The organism is Enterococcus sp. DIV0802b (assembly GCF_050543535.1).
In the GTDB taxonomy this organism is placed as follows: Bacteria; Bacillota; Bacilli; order Lactobacillales; family Enterococcaceae; genus Enterococcus_D; species Enterococcus_D entomosocium.
The window spans coordinates 1,274,910-1,297,859 of record NZ_CP172941.1; the positions used below are offsets into that span (position 1 = coordinate 1,274,910).

Below are 22,950 nucleotides of genomic sequence, written 5' to 3' on the forward strand. Positions count from 1 at the left end.
AGAAACCTTTTTATTTCAATAAATAATTTGGTGCAAATTAATAGAGGCAAATCTTGTCTGATAATGTAGGGAGTTTTTTAATAATGATAAATCGAGCAAAAAAAGAAAATAGCTTTAAGTATTTAGGAGTCATCTTAATATTTTCAATTGCTTCCATAGCTATTCAAAGTGCTCAGATGTATGAAAGAGGATTTATATTGGGTGTGGATTCTATATTTCATATGAATCGTATTTATGAAACCATGATGCAAATGCAATCGGGAGAATTCAATTATTTTCTTTCTCTATTTTCTTTTCAACAATCCGCAAGAATCGTAAATGCATTTTACGGACCCGCAATGGCTTATTTGTTAGGTGCTATTTTACTATTTACGGAGAGCTGGGTGAAGTTTCAATTAGTAACATCGTTTCTTGTTAATATAATAGGTGCAATTGGAATTTATAGAATTGCGAAGAAGCTTTCGTTGAGAGATTCAATTGCACTGATGTCTGGTATCCTTTATATGTCAAGCTATTTTGTTTCGTCATGGAATCTTGCAGGCTCTTTTACGAGCGTGGGAAATATGCTTATTCCATTTGTAATCTATTATGGTATTGAAATGCTAATTAACGAGGACCATGATTTTTCTGCTTTTGGATTAGGACTAAGTATGGGGATGCTGCTTCAAACACATGTTTTTTCTTCTTTACTTGCGACAATTACTTTAGCCCCATTTATTGTTTACTCTTTTTATAAGTGTGATAATAAAAAAAAATTCGCAATCAAACTACTCTTAGCGATTATTCTAGCAATACTGCTAAGTTTAAATGTTTGGACAGGAATGCTACATTTAATGAGCAGTAATGAATTGTTACAGACATTTCCCAGTGATTTAATGGCAAATGCAGTTTATTTTCTCCCTAATGCAGGTACTGGTCATGCTAATATAGGAATTATTTTTTCTCTTGTATTTTTTATACAAATTTGTTATTCAGTTACCTTTTGGAATACCATAAATATTAATAACAAGTTAATGACAGCAATAGGTGTTATTTTCTTGTTTATATCAAGTCGCTTCTTCCCATGGAATGTTTTAGGTCAAAAAGTCTCAGCATTAGAGACTCTTCTTCAATTTCCATCTAGACTAATTATAATACCAACTATATTATTATTGCTTTCACTGGGGATGAATATAAACAAACACAAAGAAAAACAATTAATTATAATGCTAGGTGTAATCACTTTGTTTTCTGTGTCGATAGCTCAAAATAGAGTTTATGAAAGAATGGATAGTTGGAAGTCTGAAAATGTTTTAGCATTTCCAAATAAAAAGCCTGATAGTATTTCAAGTGAGGATATGCGAAATGCTATTAAGAGTAAGAATTTAGAGGAAGTACTTAACATAGTAAGAAAGGGAACTTCTGATTATCTTCCTTTACAACACAAAATTCCAAATAATGAGTTCGAGGATTTTAATCCATATACAAAATATTGGACATATATTATATATCCGAATAGCGATTTTAATAAGGAAGTAAAGAATGGCAAAATAATAGTCACATGGAATAATGATAAAGAAGAAAAAACGAATATTCCTATCGTGAAGTATAATGATACAATAATTGAGGATGTATTGAATAAAAATGAAATTAAACCTGAACTAACTGAGATTGGTACGATTCAGGTCGAAGCTAACCAAGGTCAAAATAGATTAGAGGTATCGTATGATACACCTAGTTATGTGATTTTTTCAATATTTATATCATCAATAGTTTTCATCATATCTTTGTGTTATATATGTTTTTCAAAAATTTATAAATTATTGAATTAGCTTTATTATTTTCAATATCACTATGTAATGTACAATTTGTTGCTATTGTAAATCGTATTATCTTGAGGAGAGGGCAAGATGAGACTTTTTAGTTTATAATCTTTTTAATGGAAGAATTATTTTATTTAACTCCTCCTAACTTTCGTGTATAATGGTACAAGCCAGTATTACGAAAGTTAGGAGGAGTTGTTTTGAGTAAACAACATCCAGAGGATAGATCCTTTAAAGACGAAGTATTAGGAGCTTTAAAGCAACCTCAATCAGATCAAACCCATGAAGACCAAGGTTTGAACGAGCGTCCTATTCAACAACCTCAAGAAGAGGTGGGTTCGCGAACTGCAAGTGGAAAGACCAAAAATAAACAAGCAAAGCAAGCTGCTACAAGTCGTAGGGCAGCAGCGGAAGAAGTGCCCATAGCTGAAGGTGGGGAAACGCAATTGCGCAAGCAGCAACGCAAAAAAGAAGATCGGATTGTCAATCGGATCGTTTTGATCGTAGTCCTTGCTCTGCTCGTCATCGGTGGTGTTTTAGGATTTTCAATGTATCGTTATGTAACATCAGGATTGCAGCCGTTGAATCCAGAAGATACAGAAACGGTGGCAGTTGAGATTCCTAGTGGATCGTCCAACAAAGCAATTGGAGAAATATTGGAAGAAGACAATATCATTAAAAGTGGTATGATCTTTAACTATTATACGAAATTCAATAATTTAACTGGATTTCAAGCAGGAAATTATCATTTTTCTCCTAGTATGACTTTGGATCAAATCTCAAAGATGCTGCAAAATGGCGAAGGTTCGGTCACCTCTGATGCAAAAGTGACGATTCCAGAAGGATTTGATGTGGACCAAATCGGTGATGCTCTAGCGGAAGCAACAAATATCTCGAAAGACGATTTCTTAGCTTTGATGGAAAGCGATGAGTTCTTTGAAAAAATGAAAGAAACCTATCCTGAGCTTTTAGCAAGTGCCGGCGATGCGCAAGGCGTGCGTTACCGACTAGAAGGATACTTGTTCCCAGCGACGTATGACTACTATACAGGGAATACCCTAGAAGAAGTCGTTACCCAAATGGTGGATAAATCAAATTCAGTCTTGTCCAAATATTTCGATCAAATTGCTCAAAAAGAAATGACGGTCCAAGAAGTCCTTACATTGGCTTCACTTGTTGAAAAAGAGGGTAGTAAGCTAGAAGATCGTAAAAATATCGCACAGGTATTCTTCAATCGTTTAGCGATTGATATGCCGCTACAATCGGATATTTCGATTCTATATGCGTTAGGTGAGCACAAAGAGCTAGTCACTTATGAGGACACTCAAGTTGACTCTCCTTATAATCTCTATGTGCAAACTGGCTACGGACCTGGACCATTCAACAATCCAAGCGAAGCAGCGATCCAAGCGGTCTTAGATCCAACACCGAATAACTACTATTATTTCATTGCTGACATTCAAACCCAAGAAGTTTACTTTGCGGAAACCTATGAACAGCATATGCAATTAGTGGAACAATATGTAAACAATACCTCAAATTAAATTTTCATAGGTTTATAGTTTACATTTAAAAAAAAGCATGGTAATCTTTTGTGGACTCATCGCAAAAGATTACCTTTTGCGATTTATTAGAAGTTACTAAAAGGAGAAAAGAACTATGGTAGAAAAAGTTTACCCAATGACACTTGAAGGAAAAGAAAAGCTAGAACAAGAATTAGAAGAATTGAAAACGGTAAAACGCGGGGAAATCATTGAACGTATCAAGGTAGCCCGCAGTTTTGGCGATTTATCCGAAAACTCCGAGTATGAGTCTGCAAAAGATGAACAAGCGTTTGTCGAAGGCCGAATCACTACTTTAGAAAATATGATTCGTTTTGCAGAGATCATTGATAATGAGGGTGTAGACTCTGATGAAGTTTCCATCGGAAAAACTGTGATTTTTGTTGAGTTGCCTGATGGTGACGAAGAAGAGTACATGATCGTTGGTAGTGCTGAAGCAGATCCGTTTTCTGGTAAAATTTCCAATGATTCACCAATCGCTCGTGCCTTGATTGGGAAAAAAGTCAATGATGAAGTGACGATCTCAACGCCAGGCGGAGATATGCAAGTAAGAATCACAGAAGTAAAGAAAAGCTAATTGCTTGATCACTCGATCAAACTAGTTGACCCTGTTGTTCATTCTCCTTAAGGGAATTTGATCAAACAGGGTCTTTTTTCGGACCAGCGACGGATGGACAAACCATTTTTTTCGGGTATGATAAAGTAGAATTACTAGGAGGAGGAGCTTGAATGAAAAGTCCTTGGCGTTTTTTCTTTATTGTTGAAGCGCTCTTACTGCTTTTTGCGGTATGGCAAATTTTATCTAATCCGCCATTATTATTTTTATTAATACTTGGTGTGACGTGCTTGGTCCTTGTGAACCGAAGTGAGCGCAAGAGCAATTTTAAAAATTTCTTGATGGTCTCAAGTTCCATTGCTATTTTGATCAGTTTGTTAAATAGTCCAGCACTGTGGCTGATGCTGATTTTTGCGATTTTATTTATTGGTTTAAAAGGAGTCGAGATTACCGGAATCGACTTAACTAAAAATTCATTCTGGCGCAAAAAACAAATGATTATCGTTGAAACTGAAGAACCCAAAGCTGATCATCCGCTGAAACAAAAGCAGCAATGGTTAGGCAATGAACGGATCGGCAGTCAAGTCTATGAATGGGACGATATCAATTTAGATATCTTGACGGGAGACACTTTCATCGATCTAGGCAACACTTTATTGCCTAAGAAAGAAAACGTCGTGATCGTACGAAAAGGCTTTGGTAGAACTCGTATTTTAGTGCCTGCTGGCATAGCGATCAAATTAGAGCACAGTACTTTTATTGGCTCTGTTATCTTTGAAGGCGAAGAAACGAGCTTGAAAAATGAAAAAGTGACGATTTACAGCCCGGATTATGGCGAAAATAGTCGGCGTTTGAAAATCTTAACGAATACCCTTGTTGGTGATGTTGAGGTGATTCGGGTATGATTGGGAAATTTTCAAGAGGCATGATCGCTTTTTACGCAGGATTAGCAAGTTTTTTCACCATGATATTGATGCTGTTTTCCTATTTGTATGCCAGTGGGAAAAATAATTGGCTGATAGAAGTCTTTCAAATCAAACTCTTTTTTATCCCAATTATCTTTCACTTACTTGTAATATCTGCATTGATTGCTTTAGCTGTCTTTTTACTGATTTCTTTTTTTCGCAACCGTCAATACGGTCCGGTGGAAGAAAAGCTAAGACTGTTAGCCAGCGGCTATATCGATAGCCCTTTATTGGAAACAAAGATCCCACATGCGTCTGAAAACCATTTGATTGCGAATGTGGATCGTGATATTGCCAGTATCCAATCGAAGATGAAACAGATGTCGATGGAATTACAGCAATTGAATGCGAAACCTCAGTTTGTTGATGGTCAGACGAAAGAAGAGATTTTAGAAGCAGAAAGGCAGCGTCTGGCTCGTGAACTGCACGACTCTGTTTCTCAACAGCTGTTTGCCGCCATGATGATGATGTCTGCACTGAATGAGCAAGCGATTCGAACAGATGCTCCAGAAAGCCAAAAGAAACAGTTAGCGATGGTCACAGACATTATCAATGCTTCGCAATCTGAAATGCGGGCGCTCTTGCTTCATCTACGACCTGTAACTTTGGAAGGGAAGAGTCTAAAGCAAGGAATCGAGCAATTGTTAAAGGAATTAGAGACCAAAATCAAAATTCTATTGACTTGGGATATTGAAGACTTTACGATGCCTAGTTCGATTGAAGATCAACTCTTTCGTGTGATCCAAGAACTCTTGTCTAATACACTGCGTCACGCGAAAGCTGATGAGTTAGAAGTATACTTGCATCGCATCGATAATAACGTGTTATTGCGGGTGATCGATGACGGAGTTGGCTTTGATCCCCAAGATCAAAAGGCCGGCAGCTATGGCTTGATGAATATCCGAGAACGTGTAAGTGCTGTTGGCGGAACGTTGAAAATTATTAGTTTTAAAAATCAAGGAACCAGTATTGAAATCAAAGTTCCACTGTTGAAGGAGGCATAACGTATGATTAAAGTGTTGTTAGTTGATGACCATGAAATGGTTCGTCTAGGGGTCTCTTCTTATCTATCAATTCAAGACGATATAGAAGTAATTGGGGAAGCGGAAAATGGTCGAGTCGGGTATGAAAAGGCATTGGAATTACGTCCAGATGTGATTTTGATGGATTTGGTTATGGATGAAATGGATGGGATCGAATCTACGAAATTGATTTTAAATGATTGGCCAGAAGCAAAAATCATCATTGTCACTAGTTTTATTGATGACGAGAAAGTCTATCCTGCAATTGAAGCGGGTGCGGCCGGTTACCTGTTAAAGACGTCTACTGCTCATGAGATTGCGGAAGCCATTCGTGCAACCCAGCGAGGAGAGCGGGTCTTAGAACCCGAAGTCACCACGAAAATGATGGATCGTTTGACGAATCGGACACCAATCCTACATGAAGATTTGACCAATCGGGAACAAGAAGTGTTACTGTTGATCGCTGAAGGAAAGAGCAACCAAGAGATTGCGGATTCACTCTTCATTACGCTGAAAACAGTGAAGACACATGTGTCAAACATCTTATCAAAATTAGAAGTAGAAGATCGTACACAAGCTACGATATATGCTTTTAAACATGGCTTGATAAAATAAAATCTTAATAATCATACCTCCTCATGGCAAGCAGGGGAGGTTTTTGTTATACTAAATAATGATCTGGCAAACAAAGGAGCGTTTGTGGTGAAGCAAAATTATGCAATTATTGGATTAGGTCGTTTCGGTGGAAGTATTTGTCGTACGTTGATTGAATCAGGTCAAGAAGTGTTGGCAATCGATAGCAACGAAGATCGTGTCAATGAATACATGAATATCGCCACCCATGCGGTGGTCGGGAACGCACAAGATGAGATGACGTTGCGTTCATTGGGTATCCGTAACTTTGACCATGTCATTGTTGCGATAGGTGAAGATATTCAAGCCAGTATATTGGTCACACTGATGGTTAAAGAAATGGGTGTTCCTAATATCTTAGCCAAAGCCCAAAACGAATACCATGCCCGTGTACTGGAAAAACTCGGCGCAGACCGTGTCGTCCATCCTGAACGTGATATGGGGATTCGCATCGCCCATAATCTAGTTTCCAAAAATATCTTAGATTATATTGAACTATCTGACGAATTTTCTTTAGCAGAGATTCGCGTGTCCAATCCACGCTTTTTCAATAAATCCCTGATTGAGCTGAATTTTCGACAAAAGTATGGTCTGACAGTCGTTGCGATTCGTCGTGGACCAGGACAAGTGATCGTTTCGCCTGATGCAGAGGCAATCGTGCGTGAAAATGACAATTTACTCGTGATCGGCAATACAGATGATGTAGATATACTCGATGAACATATGAATGATTAGGAGTGAAGAAAATGAACTTAACAATAAGTCCTGAAGCAATGCAATGGTTCAAAAAAGAGTTGGTGGTAGACCAAGGAAGCGGGATTCGTTTTTTTGGAAAAATTTATGGAAAGACACAAGTGCATGACGGATTTTCCGTGGGGATGTCAGTAGACAAACCAGAACGTCCGATCGTTGAACAAACCATTGACGGATTGCTTTTTTTTATTGATGAAGCGGATGAGTGGTTTTTCAAAGGCTATAATCTGACAGTTGATTATGATCAAACGTTGGATGAACCGAAGTACGATTTTAGTGAAGATAAAAAATAATGTGGATTCGGTCATAGCTGACCGGCTTCCCACGATTGGCTCTAGGAGATGAAACCGATGTTATCAATTGTTGTACCTTGTTTTAATGAAGAGGCGAGCTTGCCGATATTCTTTGAGGAAACAGAAAAAGTGAAGAGACAATTAAATATGCCCTTTGAATATATTTTTGTCAATGATGGCTCTTCAGATCAAACACTACCTGTTTTAAGAGAGTTATATCGTGCCCACCCCGACAGTGTTCGCTATTTATCTTTTTCGAGAAACTTTGGCAAAGAAGCGGCACTTTATGCAGGCTTACAAGCGGCGAAAGGCGATTTTGTCACTGTGATGGACGCAGATCTACAAGACCCGCCGACATTACTGCCAGAAATGTTTGCGATGCTGGAAGCAAAACCAGAGCTTGATTGTGTGGGGACTAGACGGGCGGATCGCAAAGGAGAACCGAAGATCCGTAGTTTTTTCTCAGATGCTTTTTATAATATTATCAACAAGATTGCCGATACCGAAATGGTAAATGGTGCTCGAGATTTTCGCTTGATGCGCCGTAATATGGTAGATGCCGTTTTACAACTGTCTGAATATAATCGCTTTTCCAAAGGGATCTTCAGTTGGGTCGGCTTTGATACAGAATACATCGCCTATGAGAACCGGGAACGAGTCGCTGGTGAGACATCGTGGTCATTTTGGAAACTATTTCAATATTCGATCGACGGTATCGTCAACTTTTCGGATACCCCTCTGAACATTGCTTCTTTTATTGGTGCGCTTTCCTGTTTTGGCTCTCTGATCGCATTGATCTTTATTGTGATCAGAACCTTTATCTTTGGTGATCCAACAACTGGTTGGCCATCGATGGTTAGCATTTTCTTATTTGTGGGCGGCTTGCAATTGCTTTGTTTGGGAATCATCGGGAAATATATTGGGAAAATTTTCTTAGAAACCAAAAATAGACCCTTATATTTCTTGAAAGAAACTGAAAAAGACCAAGAAAAACAACGATAAATTAAAAGTGTACAATCTGAAGGTTTCGCCTCCAACTGTACACTTTTTTTGCGGAAAGAATTTGTTAGTAGCCTTTATCCAAGTTTATCTCATTTTTTTCAAGTTCTTGTTTCGCCAAAAATTGTTGGAGATTCGCTAAGAAAATGGCCATAAATGCCTTTTGAAAATGGGGCGTATGCCCTGAGATATGGGGGGTTATCAAAAGGTTCTCGATGAGCCATAACGGATCATTCTCGGGCAAGGGCTCTTCTTCAAAAACATCCAGTGCGGCAAATGCTATCTGCTTTTTTTCTAGGGCTTTTGCTAATGCAGTGGTATCCACACTTGGCCCGCGGCCGACATTATAAAAGGAAGCACTAGGTTTCATTTGGGCAAAAAAAGCTGCATCATACAAGTGATTGGTTTCTTCCGTCAGAGGAAGGATGTTGATGACGCAATCGGCGGTTTTTGCGCAAGCGTGTAAGTCAGATAACGCAAACGTTTTTTCAAAACCTGTCACGTCATGCCCGCTAGTATTGATACCAATGGGACTTACACCAAAAAAGGTCAATGCTTGAGCTAACTTTTGGCCAATTTGTCCTGTACCAACGATCAAAATCTCTTGGTCCGACAATTTTGTATAGTGAATTGTATTCGGTGACCATTGCTGTTTTCTCTGTTGCTGAATTGCTTGGAAAATCCCGCGGTTTTCCATAAATAGTAGAGCCAACAAATGGTCTGTGATCGATTCGGCATGGATGCCGCTGCCATTAGATAAGCGAATATTGTATTTCGCAAACTCTTTTAATGGTAAGGTGTCTACGCCAGCTGAAATCGCTTGGACCCATTTCAAATTTGTTTTCTCCGTTAGCAGGTAGTCCTTCCATTCCGACTTCCAACCAATGGTGATTTCTACTTGTGACCAATCAATTGCTTGGTCCTTTGTGTACACAAGAAATTGATAGTCTTTTTCGATTTGTTTCACATATGTGTCGCGAAACTCTCGAGTGGCTAAGATTATTTTTTTCATTGCCAAGCCTCCTTTTAACTTAAGTGTAGCAAAGAATGAGAAAAAAACCATGTTCAAGGAATTGAACATGGCCTAGATTAGGTTTTAAACTGAATTTTTGGAGAATGTTTGACCCCTTGTGTGAATAAGAATAAAGAACCAAACAAAATAAAGGTGGTTGCATCGAAGGAAGGCAATAGTAGTTGTACGATTACACTAATAAGCGTAGGCAATGCAGCACTTACGATCAGAATCTTTAAATTTTCAAAGAAAGTATAGGAGAATCGTTTTAATCTTGTATAGATTGTTGCAATAAAGGTCCCCATCACTAAGGTGATCAGCAAGCTGACAAATGATGGATACAATGCAACAAAAAAGACAATGAGTTTGATTAGCCATGGAATTGCTTGGTTTGATAGCGCTTCTCGAATCGCCTGACCGTTAAGATTGCGCAGCGCAGGCTCACTGTAATCAAATTCTAATTGATTAGAATCTAACATTGACGTCGATAAGCCAGAAGAGGGGATACGGATGACCAGCTGATCTTTTAACAAGCCAACAGCGATGACAGAGCCAGTAACATCAGATGCAATATCTGCTGGCGTACGGTTGCCATCTGGATCGAAAGTAAAGATGATCGAATCGGTTTGATAAATGAAACCTTGCGTATCCGGCGCTGTAGCAAGCTGCCCATTTTCGATCGTAAAATCTGGAATCGATTCTCCAATTTTTTGTCCGTCTGCTTGCACATCGCGAAAGACACCTAATACATTGATGGTCATCGGTACCGCGATAAGCACGGAGGCGCTTAATAGAAAAACGATTACTTTGGAAAATTCTGCTTTTTTGACAAATTTTAAATCAGGTATTCGGAAAAAAGCAATTTTAAATAGTTGGACGATAGTCATTTGCTGATGAACTCCTTTGTGGTATAACTAGAGTAATTGTAACGAAGGGTTCTTTGAATTACAAGGAATTCACAAAAAAAGAACCAATAATCGAATGAATGAATAAATAAAGAAATGAAAGTAGGCAAAAGAATGCAAAAGTACAACGAATACAAGCAGTTCTTGCAGCAAAAAAAGTTGTGGGAGCCGATTACGTATTTATTTTTTGGTGGATTAACGACTGTAGTCAACATTGTCGTCTATCTCATTTTTCGTGAAGGATTTGGTCTTTATTACCAGACAGCGAATGTGATTTCATGGATTGCTTCTGTTTTGTTCGCCTACTTTACAAATAAGTTATGGGTTTTTGAAGCAAAAACCGAGACAAAGCAAGAGTCATGGGCGGCATTTGGGAAGTTCATTTTCTTTCGTGTCTTATCATTAGGCTTAGATATGCTTTGTATGTATCTATTTATTTCAATTTTGGCAACCGGCGATCTAGTTGCCAAGCTGGTCACCCAAGTTGTTGTTGTTTTGGCAAACTATGTGTTTAGTAAATTTTTGATTTTCAATACGAAAAAAAGTGAGAAAAAGTAAGCATATTTTTTGAACAAAGTCTGATAGTCTGATAATGTTACTTATGTAAACATTATCATTGAGGAGGAATTTTTTTATGACTTACACATTACCAGATTTACCTTACGCATACGATGCATTAGAACCATACATTGATGAAGAAACGATGCATTTGCATCATGATAAACACCATAACACTTATGTAACAAACTTAAACGCAGCGATTGAAAAACATCCTGAATTAGGTGAAAAAACAGTTGAAGAATTATTAGCTGACTTTTCTTCTGTACCAGAAGATATTCAAACAGCAGTTCGTAACAATGGTGGCGGCCATGCCAACCATACGTTCTTCTGGGAAATCTTAGGCCCAAATGCTGGTGGCGAACCTACTGGAGCCATCAAAGAGGCAATTGACGAAGCTTTCGGCAGCTTTGAAGACTTCAAAGAAGAATTCAAAACGGCTGCAACCGGACGTTTTGGTTCAGGTTGGGCATGGTTAGTCGTGAAAGATGGCAAATTAGCAATCACCTCAACAGCGAATCAAGATTCACCATTGATGGATGGCCAAACACCTGTCTTAGGTTTAGATGTTTGGGAACATGCGTATTACTTGAAATACAAAAATGTTCGTCCAGATTACATCAATGCTTTCTTGAGTGTTGTTAACTGGGACAAAGTAAACGAATATTTCGCAAAAGCTTAAACAATTTACTAGAAAGAAGCCTGCTAAAAGGCTTCTTTTTTTGTGGATAGAAAGAATCGTTTTGATATTGCTAACGCTTACATAATCCGCTATAATAAAGGCGACGGAATCGTCGGATTATAATTATTGGAGGCTTTACACACTATGGAACATGGGAAAGTAAAATGGTTCAACAACGAAAAAGGGTTTGGTTTTATCACAGTTGACGGTGGCGATGATGTATTTGTTCACTTTTCTGCCATTCAAGGAGACGGTTTTAAGTCACTAGAAGAAGGTCAAGAAGTTGAATTTACGATCGTTGAAGGTGCCCGCGGACCTCAAGCAGCAGAAGTGACCAAAGTCTAAATCAGAACGGAAAAGCTGAGTAAGCCCTCAGCTTTTTTAATTTGCTATTTCTCGCCATATTTGGTATCTTCAATACATTAGTAAGATTAGGAAGCGAAGAGGGATAAGCATGAAACGAGTAATTACTTACGGAACATTTGATTTATTGCATTATGGACATATCAATCTTTTGCGTCGTGCAAAAGAGCAAGGCGATTATTTGATCGTAGCACTATCAACGGATGAATTTAATTGGAACGAAAAACAAAAAAAATGCTACTTTTCTTATGAGAAAAGAAAGCAGTTATTAGAAGCGATTCGGTATGTGGATCTAGTGATTCCTGAAGAAGGCTGGGGCCAAAAAGTTTCCGATGTCAAAGAATATCATGTGGATACCTTTGTTATGGGAGACGATTGGGCTGGCAAATTTGATTTTATTCAAGAAGAGACAGATGCTGAAGTGATCTATCTAGCACGGACTCCGGAAATATCAACTACTCAAATCAAAAAAGATTTGAAACTTAACAATTAAAAGACTATTATAAAAAAGCATCTTTTACAGATGTTTTTTTTATTGAGCCCAACTTCAAGAAATTAAGATTTTATTACTAGTTTTTCATTGATTATTTGTTCAGAACACAAAATATGGTATGATGTTTTGTGAGTTGACTCGATCAATTAGAAATTCTATGAGAATGGATGAAGAAAGTGGAAAAAGAAATCAAAGTCCGTGCAACTTTAGTGACGAAAGAATACGACTTATATAAAAAGAAAGCGGATAAAGTAAAAGCACTATTCAAGTTCTATCATCGCAATGTTCCTCGATTTTGGGCCTTAAAAGGGGTCAGCTTCGATGTGAAAGCCGGCGAATCAGTAGGGATCATTGGAATCAATGGTTCTGGGAAATCAACTTTATCCAACGTGATCAGTGGGATTATCCCACCGACATCTGGTACGATGGAAGTAAATGGTGACACCTCGATTATCGCAATCGGTGCGGGGTTAAAATATCAGCTGACTGGGTTAGAAAATATTCGACTCAAAGCATTGATGTCTGGAATGACTAATAAAGAAATTGATGAAAAAATGCCTGAGATCGTGGCCTTTGCTGATTTGGGTGACTTTATCAATCAACCGGTTAAAAGCTATTCCAGTGGGATGAAATCACGGTTAGGCTTTGCTATTGCTGTTCATAATGATCCAGATATTTTAGTTATTGATGAAGCTTTGTCTGTCGGTGATGAAACTTTTTATCAAAAATGTGTGGATAAAATCATGGAATTTAAAGCAGCCGGAAAAACCATCTTTTTTGTCAGTCATGCTTTAGGACAGGTAGAAAAACTTTGCGACCGAACGATTTGGATGCACTATGGTGATTTACGGATGTTTGGTCCTACTGAAGAAGTAATGGCTGAATATCGCAAATTCATTGATTGGTTCAAAAAGCAGCCAAAGAAAGAGCAAAAAGCGTATCAAGACAATTATAAAGAAGACCAGAAAGCCTTTAATTTGGAGAAATTAGCAGAAAAAAGCCGTGAAGATCACTTCTTGCAACAACAAAATCTTTCGGACCAAATGATCCAAAAAAACTTGAAACGTACACCTTTAGGGGAAAAAATGAGCTGGCCAACCAAAGGAATCCTAGGTTTGGTAGTAGCCGCAACGATATTTTGTTCGCTGGTTTCTTTTAGTGGGCGTTCGATTACTTACGCAATTAAGAATCCCGTTGAAACGATCAGTCAAGTTTTCAAATAAAGAAGATGTTTCTTTGTTTAGTTCATATAGAAAAGGAAGAAGTTTGTGAAAGAGATTGCTGCAGTTATAAAAGAACAATTTAAGCATGCGGGAATTATATTCCGGATGTCTCGATATGAGGATAAGGCTACTTATCAGAGCCATTATTTGGGATTAGCTTGGCAAATATTAAATCCTGCGATTCAAATCGGTATTTATTATTTGGTTTTCGGGTTAGGAGTGAACGGGAATAGAAAAATTGATGGCGTTCCTTTTATTATCTGGATGCTGATTGGGATCACTGCTTGGTTTTATATTAATGCATCTGTACTAGGCGCTTCTAATAGTATTCACCGACAAGTTGGAATGGTAGCAAAAATGAAGTTCCCAGTAAGCATTTTACCATCGATCAATATTATAAGTAATTTGTCATCCTACATTCCTATGGTGGCAATCGTCGTAGGTTCGTTATTCATAGCAGGTGTGACACCAAGCATCTATTGGTTACAATTTATTTATTACTTTCTTGCGATGGTCATATTCCTATTTGCTTTTGGTCTATTGAATGCGACCATAACAGTACTGATACGTGACTATCATATTTTTCTACAGTCTGTTTTGAGATTATTATTTTATGTTTCTGGTCCGATTTGGGATATTAATAACCGAAATATGCCTGTTTGGTTAATCAAGATTCTTCGCTTGAATCCATTTTACTATTTAATCGAAGGATTTCGTGATGCTTTCCTTTCTCGTGCATGGGTTTGGGAAAAAACAACTTATACACTTATCTTCTGGTGTTTAACTTTGATGCTTCTTATTCTAGGAAGTCATTTGCATATGAAGTTCCGCGCTCGTTTTGTGGATTATATTTAAAAAAGACTATTTGCGGTGTCCCCTCTAACTTAGAGGGGACACTTTATTTTTGTTTATTTCAAAGAAGTTACGGAAGGATTAAATATGAAGTTGATGCATGATAGCGATTGCTGAAAGATGCGTTTTGTGGGAAAATTTATTTGATGAGTGAATTTTTACTGGTGAGGTGTAAGATGCGGAGATATCAAAAGGTAATTTTAGGTATTTTAGTCGTGTTAGTGGTTGGAATCATTGGAGTAACGATCTACGGGATGCAGGTTTATCAAGAGACGAATGCCACTTTTAATCAAATCTCTCACGCTGTTGATCGGAAAACAGACAAACGAGAGGAAGCGATCAGCATTGAAGATCGAGATCCGTTTTCCATTTTGCTAATGGGAATCGACACTGGGGCTTTAGGGCGAACCGAACAAGGTCGTTCGGATAGTATGATGGTGGTGACGGTCAATCCAGAAAAAAAACAGTCAACGATCATTAGCCTTGACCGTGATATTTACACACAAATCGTTGGGTACAATACGATCGATAAGCTGAATCATGCTTATGCTTTTGGTGGGGAGGCCATGGCCATGGACTCTGTTGAAAATCTCTTGGACATTCCTATCGATCACTATGTGACGATCAATATGCAGGGTATGCGGGATCTGATCGATGCAGTTGGGGGCATCGAGGTGACAAATGATATCGATTTTACTTTAGAAGGTGTTCATGTCCCTGAAGGGCGAATTACTTTAGATGGTAAGACAGGTCTGGCTTATGCAAGAATGCGAAAACAAGATCCGGAAGGGGATATCGGTCGCCAAAGACGGCAAAGAGAAGTGGTTACGAGAATTCTTCAAAAAGTTATGAGTCTGGATGGTATCAGTAATTACCAAAAGATTCTTAAGGCGGTTGAAAAGAATTCGAAGACGGATCTTACGTGGAATGATATGATGGACATCGGTACCAATTATATTCCTGCTTTTACGACCATCAAGCAAGAGCAACTCCAAGGAGAAGGGCAACTGATTGGTGGAGTATATTATCAGTTATTGGGGACGAATCAGTTGTTGCATACGCAAAATTTATTAAAGGAGCAGTTGCAGCTTCCGACGAACGAGGGTTTGACCCAAGGCGACGAATTTACTAACGGATCGCCTAATTATCAGTTATACGACGACAGTCTGACCTTTTCAGAAGAAAACTCAACAACTGGAGAGTAGCTAGTTTCTTTAGAAGCCTAAAAAGCAGGATGACCGAAAGTCCTCCTGCTTTTTAGTTTTCCACAAAAGCACCAACGGAAATCTTGTTTCACGAAACCATCAAATGAAAAAACATAAGAAAGCTTAAAAAAACAATTTTTTCATGAAAGAATGAAAATGAAACAATCAAACTGTGAAACATTTACTCGGATTCACGCTAATTTTTATAGTTTTTTCTAAGGATTAATGGATATTTTTTGTTTTTTCTGTTTCGAATCGAATTTTTTGGTAAAATAGGACAGTAGTCATTATAGATTGGAAGGATAGATGAGATGAAGAATTTGAAAGATAAAGTTGTCCAAGGGATACGCAAGGGGCCAGAAGAACCAAAGGCTAAATCGTATCGCAAATCTCATGTTCCATTTCGATTGAACTTTTTGTTTTTTATTATTTTTGCTTTGTTTGTGTCCTTGATCGTTCAATTAGGCTATCTACAGATCGTCAATGGCGACAATATTGAGCAGCAGTTGAAAGCTTCATCTGTAGTGGAAGTCAAAGGAAGCGCCCCTCGGGGAATGATCTATGACGCTTCTGGAAAAGCGCTGGTGGAAAATCAAGCCAATGCAGCAATCACATTTACCCGCGGAAACAAAATGACCGCTCAAGATTTGTTAGAAACGGCCAAAAAATTGAGCGAGTTGATCGAAGTACCTGTGGACAAAAACTTGTCTGATCGTGATCTTAAGGACTTTTGGCTGGCCGATGAAGAAAATCTTGAAGCAGCAACTGACCGATTGAGTGATGAAGAGCGTTCTTTAGGTACTTCTGAACAATATGCGGCAACCGTTGATAAAGTGACAGAAGATGAAATCAATTTCTCTGATGCAGAATTAGAAGCAGCCACGATTTTTAAGCGGATGAATAGCGCCCAATCTTTGAGTACGGTCTTTATTAAGACGTCGGATGTGTCTGACCGTGAATTAGCTGTTGTCGCTGAAAATATGGTTGATTTACCGGGAATCTCCACGGGGACTGATTGGACGAGAAACATCGTTGAAGGAAGTTCTCTGGCTAGTTTGATCGGAACGGTGACTAGTGAAGAACAAGGGATTCCGGAAGAAGTTTTGGATGAATTTTTAGAAAAAGGCTATGCTCGTAATGATCGTGTTGGACGCAGTTATTTAGAGCAGCAGTATGAAGAAGTCTTACAAGGCACAAAATCCATTTCCGAGATTTCCCTTGATAACAATAATAATATTGAAAGTCAAAAAGAAACCTTTGCAGGGGCAAAAGGGGATAACCTTGTATTAACATTAGATGCTGAGTTTCAAGCGAGAGTTGATAAAATCTTGCAAGACAATTTCCAAAAACTGATTGATTCTGGGGCAGCAGAATATTCTCCAGGGGTTTACGCAGTGGCGTTAAATCCAAAAACCGGCGGCGTTTTGTCAATGTCCGGCTATCATCATGATACAGGTTCAAATGAATTGCAGGAAAATGCCATTGGTACCTTCATTAATTCCTTTGTACCAGGGTCCGTTGTCAAAGCAGGGACTTTGGCTGCCGGCTGGGAAAATGGGGTCTTAAACGGCAATGAAGTGTTATTGGATCAACCAATCAGAATTGGCTCCGATGTAAAAGCCTCAATTTTCAACCCAACTGGGGCAAATAATCGTAACCTTTCTGCGGAGCAGGCGTTGGAAGTTTCTTCTAACTCCTATATGATGCAAGTCGCTTTACGTTTGATGGGCATCAATTATCAGTCAGGTATCTCGATTCCAACAGTGGATCGTCAAGGGGATGTCTATGAAAAACTACGTTCGTCTTTTGCCTCTTTTGGTATGGGAACTGAAACTGGGATCGATTTACCGGGAGAAGCGACTGGTATCAGCACATCGATCGATAACATGGACCCGGTCAGTGATGGTGGGAAGATCCTTGACTTGGCTTTTGGTCAGTTTGATACCTATACCACGTTGCAACTGGCACAATATGCAGCAACTGTTGCTAATGGTGGCAAAAGATTGCAGCCTCATATCGTCGACGGTATTTACGGCAATGATGAAACTGGCGGTCTTGGCTCACTGATTGAAGAGATCGAACCAACGGTATTGAACGAAGTTGGTTTAACAGATGCTCAAATGCAAATTGTTCAAAATGGATTTTATGATGCAGTTCATGGAACGGATGCTTGGGCAACTGCCAAAGGCTTGGCTTCTGCGAAAATGGAGGTCTCTGCCAAAACAGGTACTGCCGAAACACCAATTGTGGATAGTAATGGCAATACCATCAGCTTAGTTAACCTAAACATCGTTGCCTACGGGCCAAGCAGTGATGCGGATATTGCGATTGCGATCGTAATGCCTCAATTAAAAGGCGACACAGATACCCATCCAAATATTCAAATCGCCAAAGAGATCATGGATGCTTACTACGACTTATATATGAAATAAGCATAAAAAATCGCAGTGAAGACTGCGGTTTTTTTGTTTTATAAGAAAACTGATAGAAAACCAACATTTAGTGAGAAAGACTTGCTATTTTTGAATGATTGGCTTAGAATACTAGCGGTCAAGAGATAATTTTGATTTGCACGTTAAATAAAAAGATAAACTGATGATAAAAGGGGTAAAAAACGTAATTATGAACAAGGAATGTTTAAGTAAGCAAGAACTAATGAAGCAGTTGGGACAATTTACACCAGCTGAAAAAAAGGAGATTCGGGATTATTTGCAACGGAAAAATCCATTGCTTTTCCGAAAATTTGAACGAATGAAACACGATTTATATCGCTTGGAATCACGGCGTGTCCAATGCGAGATTGAAAATAACGAAAAGGAGTTAGGTCTTCTAAACGACAAGATCCTTTTAAAAAAAGAAGATTTTCTTGAGCTGTTATTAGCCATTCGAAAGAAAAGAGGGTAATGGATGGAATTTATTGAACTCGTCATTATCATTGCAATTCTTGTCACATTATCAAATGTGGCGAGCAAAATATTGCCCTCAGTACCGATCTTTTTTATTCAAATCATCTTAGGAATTTTATTAGGTCTTACAGAAATGGGTCAAGAGATCGCCTTTGAACCGGAAATGTTTTTAGTAATGATCATTGGTCCATTGCTATTTCGAGAAGGGGAACGAGCAGATGTACCTGAGATCCTAAAAAACAGCAAGATCGTGCTGTTTTTGGCTTTTGGTGGCGTGTTAATGACGCTGTTTGCGGTCGGCGGAACCCTCCATTGGTTGATGCCGACGATACCTCTGGCTGCTTGCTTCGCTTTCGGGGCTGCGTTAGGACCAACTGATGCGGTGGCAGTCTCCTCATTAGCAAAGCGTTTGAAAATTTCCAAAAACATTATGCATATTCTTGAAGGCGAGGGCTTACTGAACGATGCTTCGGGGGTTACCGCATTACAGTTTGCTATCGTGGCTTTGACTACCGGGAGTTTTTCAGCAGCCAACGCAGGCTTCCAACTTCTTTTCTCTAGTATCGGTGGCGGGCTTGTCGGTTACTTGATCGTATGGCTGAAACGCCGGATTTTACGTTTTATTGAAAAAATCTCGGCACAAGATGTCACAGTATACTTATTGATTGAACTGCTCTTGCCATTTGCTGCCTATTTGCTGGCAGAAATGATTGGCGTCTCAGGGATTATCGCAGCAGTTGTGGCAGGTGTAGCCCAAGCCCAAAGAAAACGCCGGATCTCGTTGTTTGATGCAGAATTAGCGAACATTTCGGAAAGCACATGGTCGACCATTGTCTTTACATTGAACGCATTAGTGTTTCTCTTTCTAGGGATCGAGTTGTCACAAGTCTTTTCACCGATCTGGGAAAGCAAAAACTATGCAAACTGGCATCTAGTCATCACGATTTTAGTCGTCACAGCGGTGATTTTCCTCGTACGTTTTATCTTTTTGCTATTTTATTATTGGTTCGTACAGTCAAAAAAAAAAGTATCCATGAATCAAGTCGCCTTGTTGACCTTTGGTGGCGTCAAGGGAACAGTCAGTTTGGCAGCCATCTTCATTTTACCGGTGATGGTGCATGATACACCGTTTCAGGAACGGAGCTTGCTCCTGTTTTTGACCGCCTGTGTAATTTTGCTGACATTGATCATCAGCGTGATGGTCTTACCTTATTTGGCAGATGGTGAAGCTGCCGAAAGTGTCGACTTCAATCACTTGCTGATCTTAGAAGACGTCATCGAACAATTGGAAGCAGAAGAAAAACAAGAGCTTTCTGATAAAGGTCGCTTAGCGATCGATGCTGTCATCAATTCCTATGAAAATCGTCGTTGGGAATTGTATCGCAATAGTTTGACTGATTCAGAAAAACAAGAAATCCAAGAAATTCAAGGATTGATCTTATCGATCGAACAAGACGGCTTGGATGAAGCTTATCGAAATGGGAAAGTCAGCCTAAATGGCTATCGTTTTTATTCACGCTTTATTTCTCAGCAGCAGCATTCCCTCGCAAAACAAATTCTCTCATTCTTTAGTTTTTGGCTCTTCTTTATTCAGCGTTTTATTCGTGTACTGATCCATCCACGTTTGTTTTTACAGCGGCAGCAGCAACTGAAAGATGCCTTGAAACAACGAGACATTTCTGAAGTACAAAAAATCTACTTAAAAAACAGCGAATACATTTTTCACAGTTTGAGCAATTTAGAAGATGTTTATGATTCCTCGCTGATCAATTTCTTTATTCGTCAACGAGAAATGAGCATCAAACGGTTTGAACATAGCAATTTCATTGAAACGATCATGATTGAGCAAGACCCGATTTTTGTTAAGAAAGTCCTTTGGGGCTATTATCTTGAGCGCAAGACGATCGATGAATATGAAGTGGCTGAGAAAATTTCAACGATTTCTGCAAATGAGTACCGACGCAATGTCAATCTGTTAGAATCGTATGCGATGTCTCGAGCGGAAGAACAACCGAAACAGCGGATGTTCCGCCGATAATATGTCTCAAAAGGCGCGCAACTTGATGCACGTTTTATGGAGTGTCTCCGTCAGGTTATTCCTAAAAGATGATCAACATCGATGATCAGAGGGAATAAACTGACGAAGGCATTCTTTTTTATTGCAAAAACTGCTCCTTTCTCTCATCGTTTCCTCGGATGAAATGTGGTACAATGAGCGAAGAAAAAACTCAGGAGGGATTCTGTGAAAGAATTAAAAGTAAGTGAATTAACCAAAACTTACGGTGAAAAAACACTGTTTGATCAGCTTTCTTTTCTGATACATGAAAAAGATCGGATCGGTTTGATCGGTGTCAATGGCACGGGGAAATCAAGTTTGCTGCGAATCTTAGCAGGTTTGGATCGTGGAGATGGTGATCGCCAAACTGTTTTTGCCAGTCAAGATTATCGAATTGGCTTTTTAGCGCAAGACAATCAGCTACAAGAAGAATTATCCGTTGTAGATGCTGTTTTTCAAGGGACCAGTCCGCTGATCCGCGTTGTTCGCGACTATGAAAAAGCGCTGATTGCTTTAGAAAATAATGGTATGGATCAACAAACGCAGCGCAATTATCAATTGGCAGAAGAAGCGATGAATAAAGCGGATGCTTGGAACACAGATACAACAGCCAAAATTATCCTCCAAAAACTTGGGATCAGTGATTTAAAGAAAAAGGTCAGTGAGTTATCTGGAGGTCAAAAGAAACGAGTGGCTATGGCTCAAGTATTGATCGATGAACCAGACCTGTTGTTATTGGATGAACCGACTAACCACTTAGATTATGATGCGATCCAATGGTTGGAAGGCTATCTAAAAAATTATCGGGGTGCGTTATTGATGGTGACCCACGATCGCTACTTTTTGGATCGAGTCGTTAACCGAATCTTTGAATTGTCCTTTGGCAAGCTGCATGAATATCAAGGCAATTACGAGACGTATCTTCATGCTCGATCAGAACGAGAACGAGTGGAGGAGACGCAAGAAGACAAGCGCAAGCAGTTATACAAACATGAGTTGGCTTGGATTCGCACCGGAGCAAAGGCCCGTACAACGAAACAACAGGCACGGATCGATCGTTTCGATGATTTAAAAGAAAACCTACATCAAGTAAAACGTAACGGCGAAGTGGCCATTGATGTTGCTACGACACGCTTAGGCAAACAAGTCTTAGAGCTAAAAGATGCGAGTTTCCAGATTGAAAACAAAACGATTTTGTCTCACTTTGATTTGTTGATTCAATCAAGAGAACGCTTAGGGATCACAGGAGAAAACGGTGCGGGCAAATCAACGTTGCTCAATATTTTAGCTGGTCACCTGCCTTTAGAAGAAGGGGAGCGTACGATTGGCGTGACTGTGAAAATGGCTTATTATACGCAAACGATTGAAGCGATGAACCCTGATCAGCGAATGATTGCTTATTTGCAAGAAGCAGCCGAGGAAGTGCAAAAAGTGGATGGCTCACAAGTCAGTGTCGCAGAAATGCTGGAACAGTTTTTGTTTCCGCGATCCATGCACGGCACTAAGATCGGCAAGCTATCTGGCGGGGAAAAACGACGCCTATTTTTGCTCAAGCTATTGATTGGGCAGCCAAATGTTCTCTTGTTAGATGAACCGACCAACGATTTGGATATTGATACCCTGACGATTTTGGAAAATTATTTGGAAACATTCCCAGGTGCAGTGATCACTGTTTCCCATGACCGCTACTTTTTAGATAAAGTTACCCAAAAATTGCTGATCTTCGAAGGAGACGGCAGGATTAAGTCCTACTTTGGTTCCATTAATGAGTACCTAGCAGCCAATACCAATAAAGCTAGTTCAAGTGTACTAGAGCCAAAAGAATCAAAAAACGATTCCCTTTCTGCTGATAGTGAGGAGTCTGCTGCAGCGCCTGTCAAAAAGAAACTGAGTTATATGGAACAAAAAGAGTGGGCGACAATTGAAGATGATATCGCGGCTTTAGAAGAAAAAGCAGCCGCTTTGACTGAAGAGATGAATCATCAAGGAGCTGACTTTACCAAGCTTCAAAAATTACAGCAAGAAATCAGCGAGGTTGAAACGCAACTTGCAGAAAAAATGGATCGTTGGGAATATTTGAGCGAATTTGTGTAAAGTAAAGGAGAGAACG

Annotated in this window: 22 protein-coding genes; 20 read left to right on the top strand and 2 right to left on the bottom strand. The window is 39.2% G+C overall.

The window, feature by feature from the left end:
• The first annotated feature begins 53 nt into the window (after positions 1-53).
• The 9 genes from IGJ12_RS06140 to IGJ12_RS06180 all read left to right on the top strand — a co-directional run bounded on the left by IGJ12_RS06140 (position 54) and on the right by IGJ12_RS06180 (position 8,588).
• A complete protein-coding gene (locus tag IGJ12_RS06140; RefSeq protein ID WP_430619478.1) occupies positions 54-1,811 on the top strand; it encodes a hypothetical protein in 1,758 nt (585 codons plus the stop codon).
• 191 nt (positions 1,812-2,002) lie between these two features.
• On the top strand, positions 2,003-3,346 hold the full coding sequence (gene mltG / locus IGJ12_RS06145) for an endolytic transglycosylase MltG (RefSeq protein WP_218193345.1): 1,344 nt from the start codon (positions 2,003-2,005) through the stop codon (positions 3,344-3,346).
• A 115-nt stretch (positions 3,347-3,461) separates the two neighbouring features.
• Positions 3,462-3,941: a transcription elongation factor GreA gene (gene greA, locus IGJ12_RS06150; protein WP_005229556.1), complete on the top strand. Its 480-nt coding sequence runs from the start codon at positions 3,462-3,464 to the stop codon at positions 3,939-3,941.
• A gap of 152 nt (positions 3,942-4,093) precedes the next feature.
• Positions 4,094-4,825, top strand: a complete 732-nt coding sequence (gene liaF / locus IGJ12_RS06155) for a cell wall-active antibiotics response protein LiaF (RefSeq protein ID WP_010749367.1) — start codon at positions 4,094-4,096, stop codon at positions 4,823-4,825.
• Positions 4,822-5,889, top strand: coding sequence for a sensor histidine kinase (locus IGJ12_RS06160; RefSeq protein WP_005236914.1), 1,068 nt, complete (start codon positions 4,822-4,824; stop codon positions 5,887-5,889). The genes liaF and IGJ12_RS06160 overlap by 4 nt, the downstream gene beginning before the upstream one ends.
• A 3-nt stretch (positions 5,890-5,892) precedes the next feature.
• Positions 5,893-6,522 (top strand): response regulator transcription factor, encoded by a 630-nt coding sequence (locus IGJ12_RS06165; protein ID WP_005236913.1) that lies wholly within the window; start codon positions 5,893-5,895, stop codon positions 6,520-6,522.
• Positions 6,523-6,609: 87 nt separating this feature from the next.
• Entirely contained in the window at positions 6,610-7,275 is a 666-nt protein-coding gene (locus IGJ12_RS06170; RefSeq protein WP_005229566.1) for a potassium channel family protein, read from the top strand.
• A gap of 11 nt (positions 7,276-7,286) precedes the next feature.
• Positions 7,287-7,586: a HesB/YadR/YfhF family protein gene (locus IGJ12_RS06175; protein WP_008379609.1), complete on the top strand. Its 300-nt coding sequence runs from the start codon at positions 7,287-7,289 to the stop codon at positions 7,584-7,586.
• Between the two features lie 57 nt (positions 7,587-7,643).
• Positions 7,644-8,588 (top strand): glycosyltransferase family 2 protein, encoded by a 945-nt coding sequence (locus IGJ12_RS06180; RefSeq protein WP_176285423.1) that lies wholly within the window; start codon positions 7,644-7,646, stop codon positions 8,586-8,588.
• Positions 8,589-8,652: 64 nt separating this feature from the next.
• On the opposite strand, the gene IGJ12_RS06185 is transcribed toward IGJ12_RS06180, so the two are convergent.
• Positions 8,653-9,648 carry a phosphoglycerate dehydrogenase gene (locus tag IGJ12_RS06185; protein ID WP_086299663.1) on the bottom strand — a complete coding sequence of 332 codons (996 nt, stop codon included), beginning with the start codon at positions 9,646-9,648 and terminating at the stop codon, positions 8,653-8,655.
• A 26-nt stretch (positions 9,649-9,674) separates the two neighbouring features.
• A complete protein-coding gene (locus IGJ12_RS06190; RefSeq protein WP_005236906.1) occupies positions 9,675-10,484 on the bottom strand; it encodes a DUF1189 domain-containing protein in 810 nt (269 codons plus the stop codon).
• A gap of 132 nt (positions 10,485-10,616) precedes the next feature.
• Between IGJ12_RS06190 and IGJ12_RS06195 the strand changes: the two genes are divergently transcribed.
• From IGJ12_RS06195 to IGJ12_RS06245, 11 genes are all read left to right on the top strand, one after another.
• Complete coding sequence (locus tag IGJ12_RS06195) at positions 10,617-11,060, top strand: GtrA family protein (protein WP_034872204.1); 444 nt, start codon at positions 10,617-10,619, stop codon at positions 11,058-11,060.
• A 76-nt stretch (positions 11,061-11,136) separates the two neighbouring features.
• On the top strand, positions 11,137-11,742 hold the full coding sequence (locus IGJ12_RS06200; protein ID WP_430619479.1) for a superoxide dismutase: 606 nt from the start codon (positions 11,137-11,139) through the stop codon (positions 11,740-11,742).
• A gap of 144 nt (positions 11,743-11,886) precedes the next feature.
• On the top strand, positions 11,887-12,087 hold the full coding sequence (locus tag IGJ12_RS06205) for a cold-shock protein (RefSeq protein ID WP_005229578.1): 201 nt from the start codon (positions 11,887-11,889) through the stop codon (positions 12,085-12,087).
• Between the two features lie 109 nt (positions 12,088-12,196).
• Complete coding sequence (gene tagD, locus IGJ12_RS06210; RefSeq protein WP_086317041.1) at positions 12,197-12,598, top strand: glycerol-3-phosphate cytidylyltransferase; 402 nt, start codon at positions 12,197-12,199, stop codon at positions 12,596-12,598.
• 167 nt (positions 12,599-12,765) lie between these two features.
• On the top strand, positions 12,766-13,821 hold the full coding sequence (locus IGJ12_RS06215) for an ABC transporter ATP-binding protein (RefSeq protein ID WP_086317042.1): 1,056 nt from the start codon (positions 12,766-12,768) through the stop codon (positions 13,819-13,821).
• A 45-nt stretch (positions 13,822-13,866) separates the two neighbouring features.
• On the top strand, positions 13,867-14,676 hold the full coding sequence (locus tag IGJ12_RS06220) for an ABC transporter permease (protein WP_086299611.1): 810 nt from the start codon (positions 13,867-13,869) through the stop codon (positions 14,674-14,676).
• A 173-nt stretch (positions 14,677-14,849) separates the two neighbouring features.
• Positions 14,850-15,878 (top strand): LCP family protein, encoded by a 1,029-nt coding sequence (locus IGJ12_RS06225; RefSeq protein ID WP_087664334.1) that lies wholly within the window; start codon positions 14,850-14,852, stop codon positions 15,876-15,878.
• 311 nt (positions 15,879-16,189) lie between these two features.
• Positions 16,190-18,310: a peptidoglycan D,D-transpeptidase FtsI family protein gene (locus IGJ12_RS06230; protein ID WP_016613209.1), complete on the top strand. Its 2,121-nt coding sequence runs from the start codon at positions 16,190-16,192 to the stop codon at positions 18,308-18,310.
• Between the two features lie 190 nt (positions 18,311-18,500).
• Complete coding sequence (locus tag IGJ12_RS06235; RefSeq protein WP_008379625.1) at positions 18,501-18,782, top strand: hypothetical protein; 282 nt, start codon at positions 18,501-18,503, stop codon at positions 18,780-18,782.
• Positions 18,783-18,785: 3 nt separating this feature from the next.
• Complete coding sequence (locus tag IGJ12_RS06240; protein WP_430619480.1) at positions 18,786-20,822, top strand: cation:proton antiporter; 2,037 nt, start codon at positions 18,786-18,788, stop codon at positions 20,820-20,822.
• A 204-nt stretch (positions 20,823-21,026) separates the two neighbouring features.
• Entirely contained in the window at positions 21,027-22,934 is a 1,908-nt protein-coding gene (locus IGJ12_RS06245; protein ID WP_430619481.1) for an ABC-F family ATP-binding cassette domain-containing protein, read from the top strand.
• Positions 22,935-22,950: the final 16 nt, after the last annotated feature.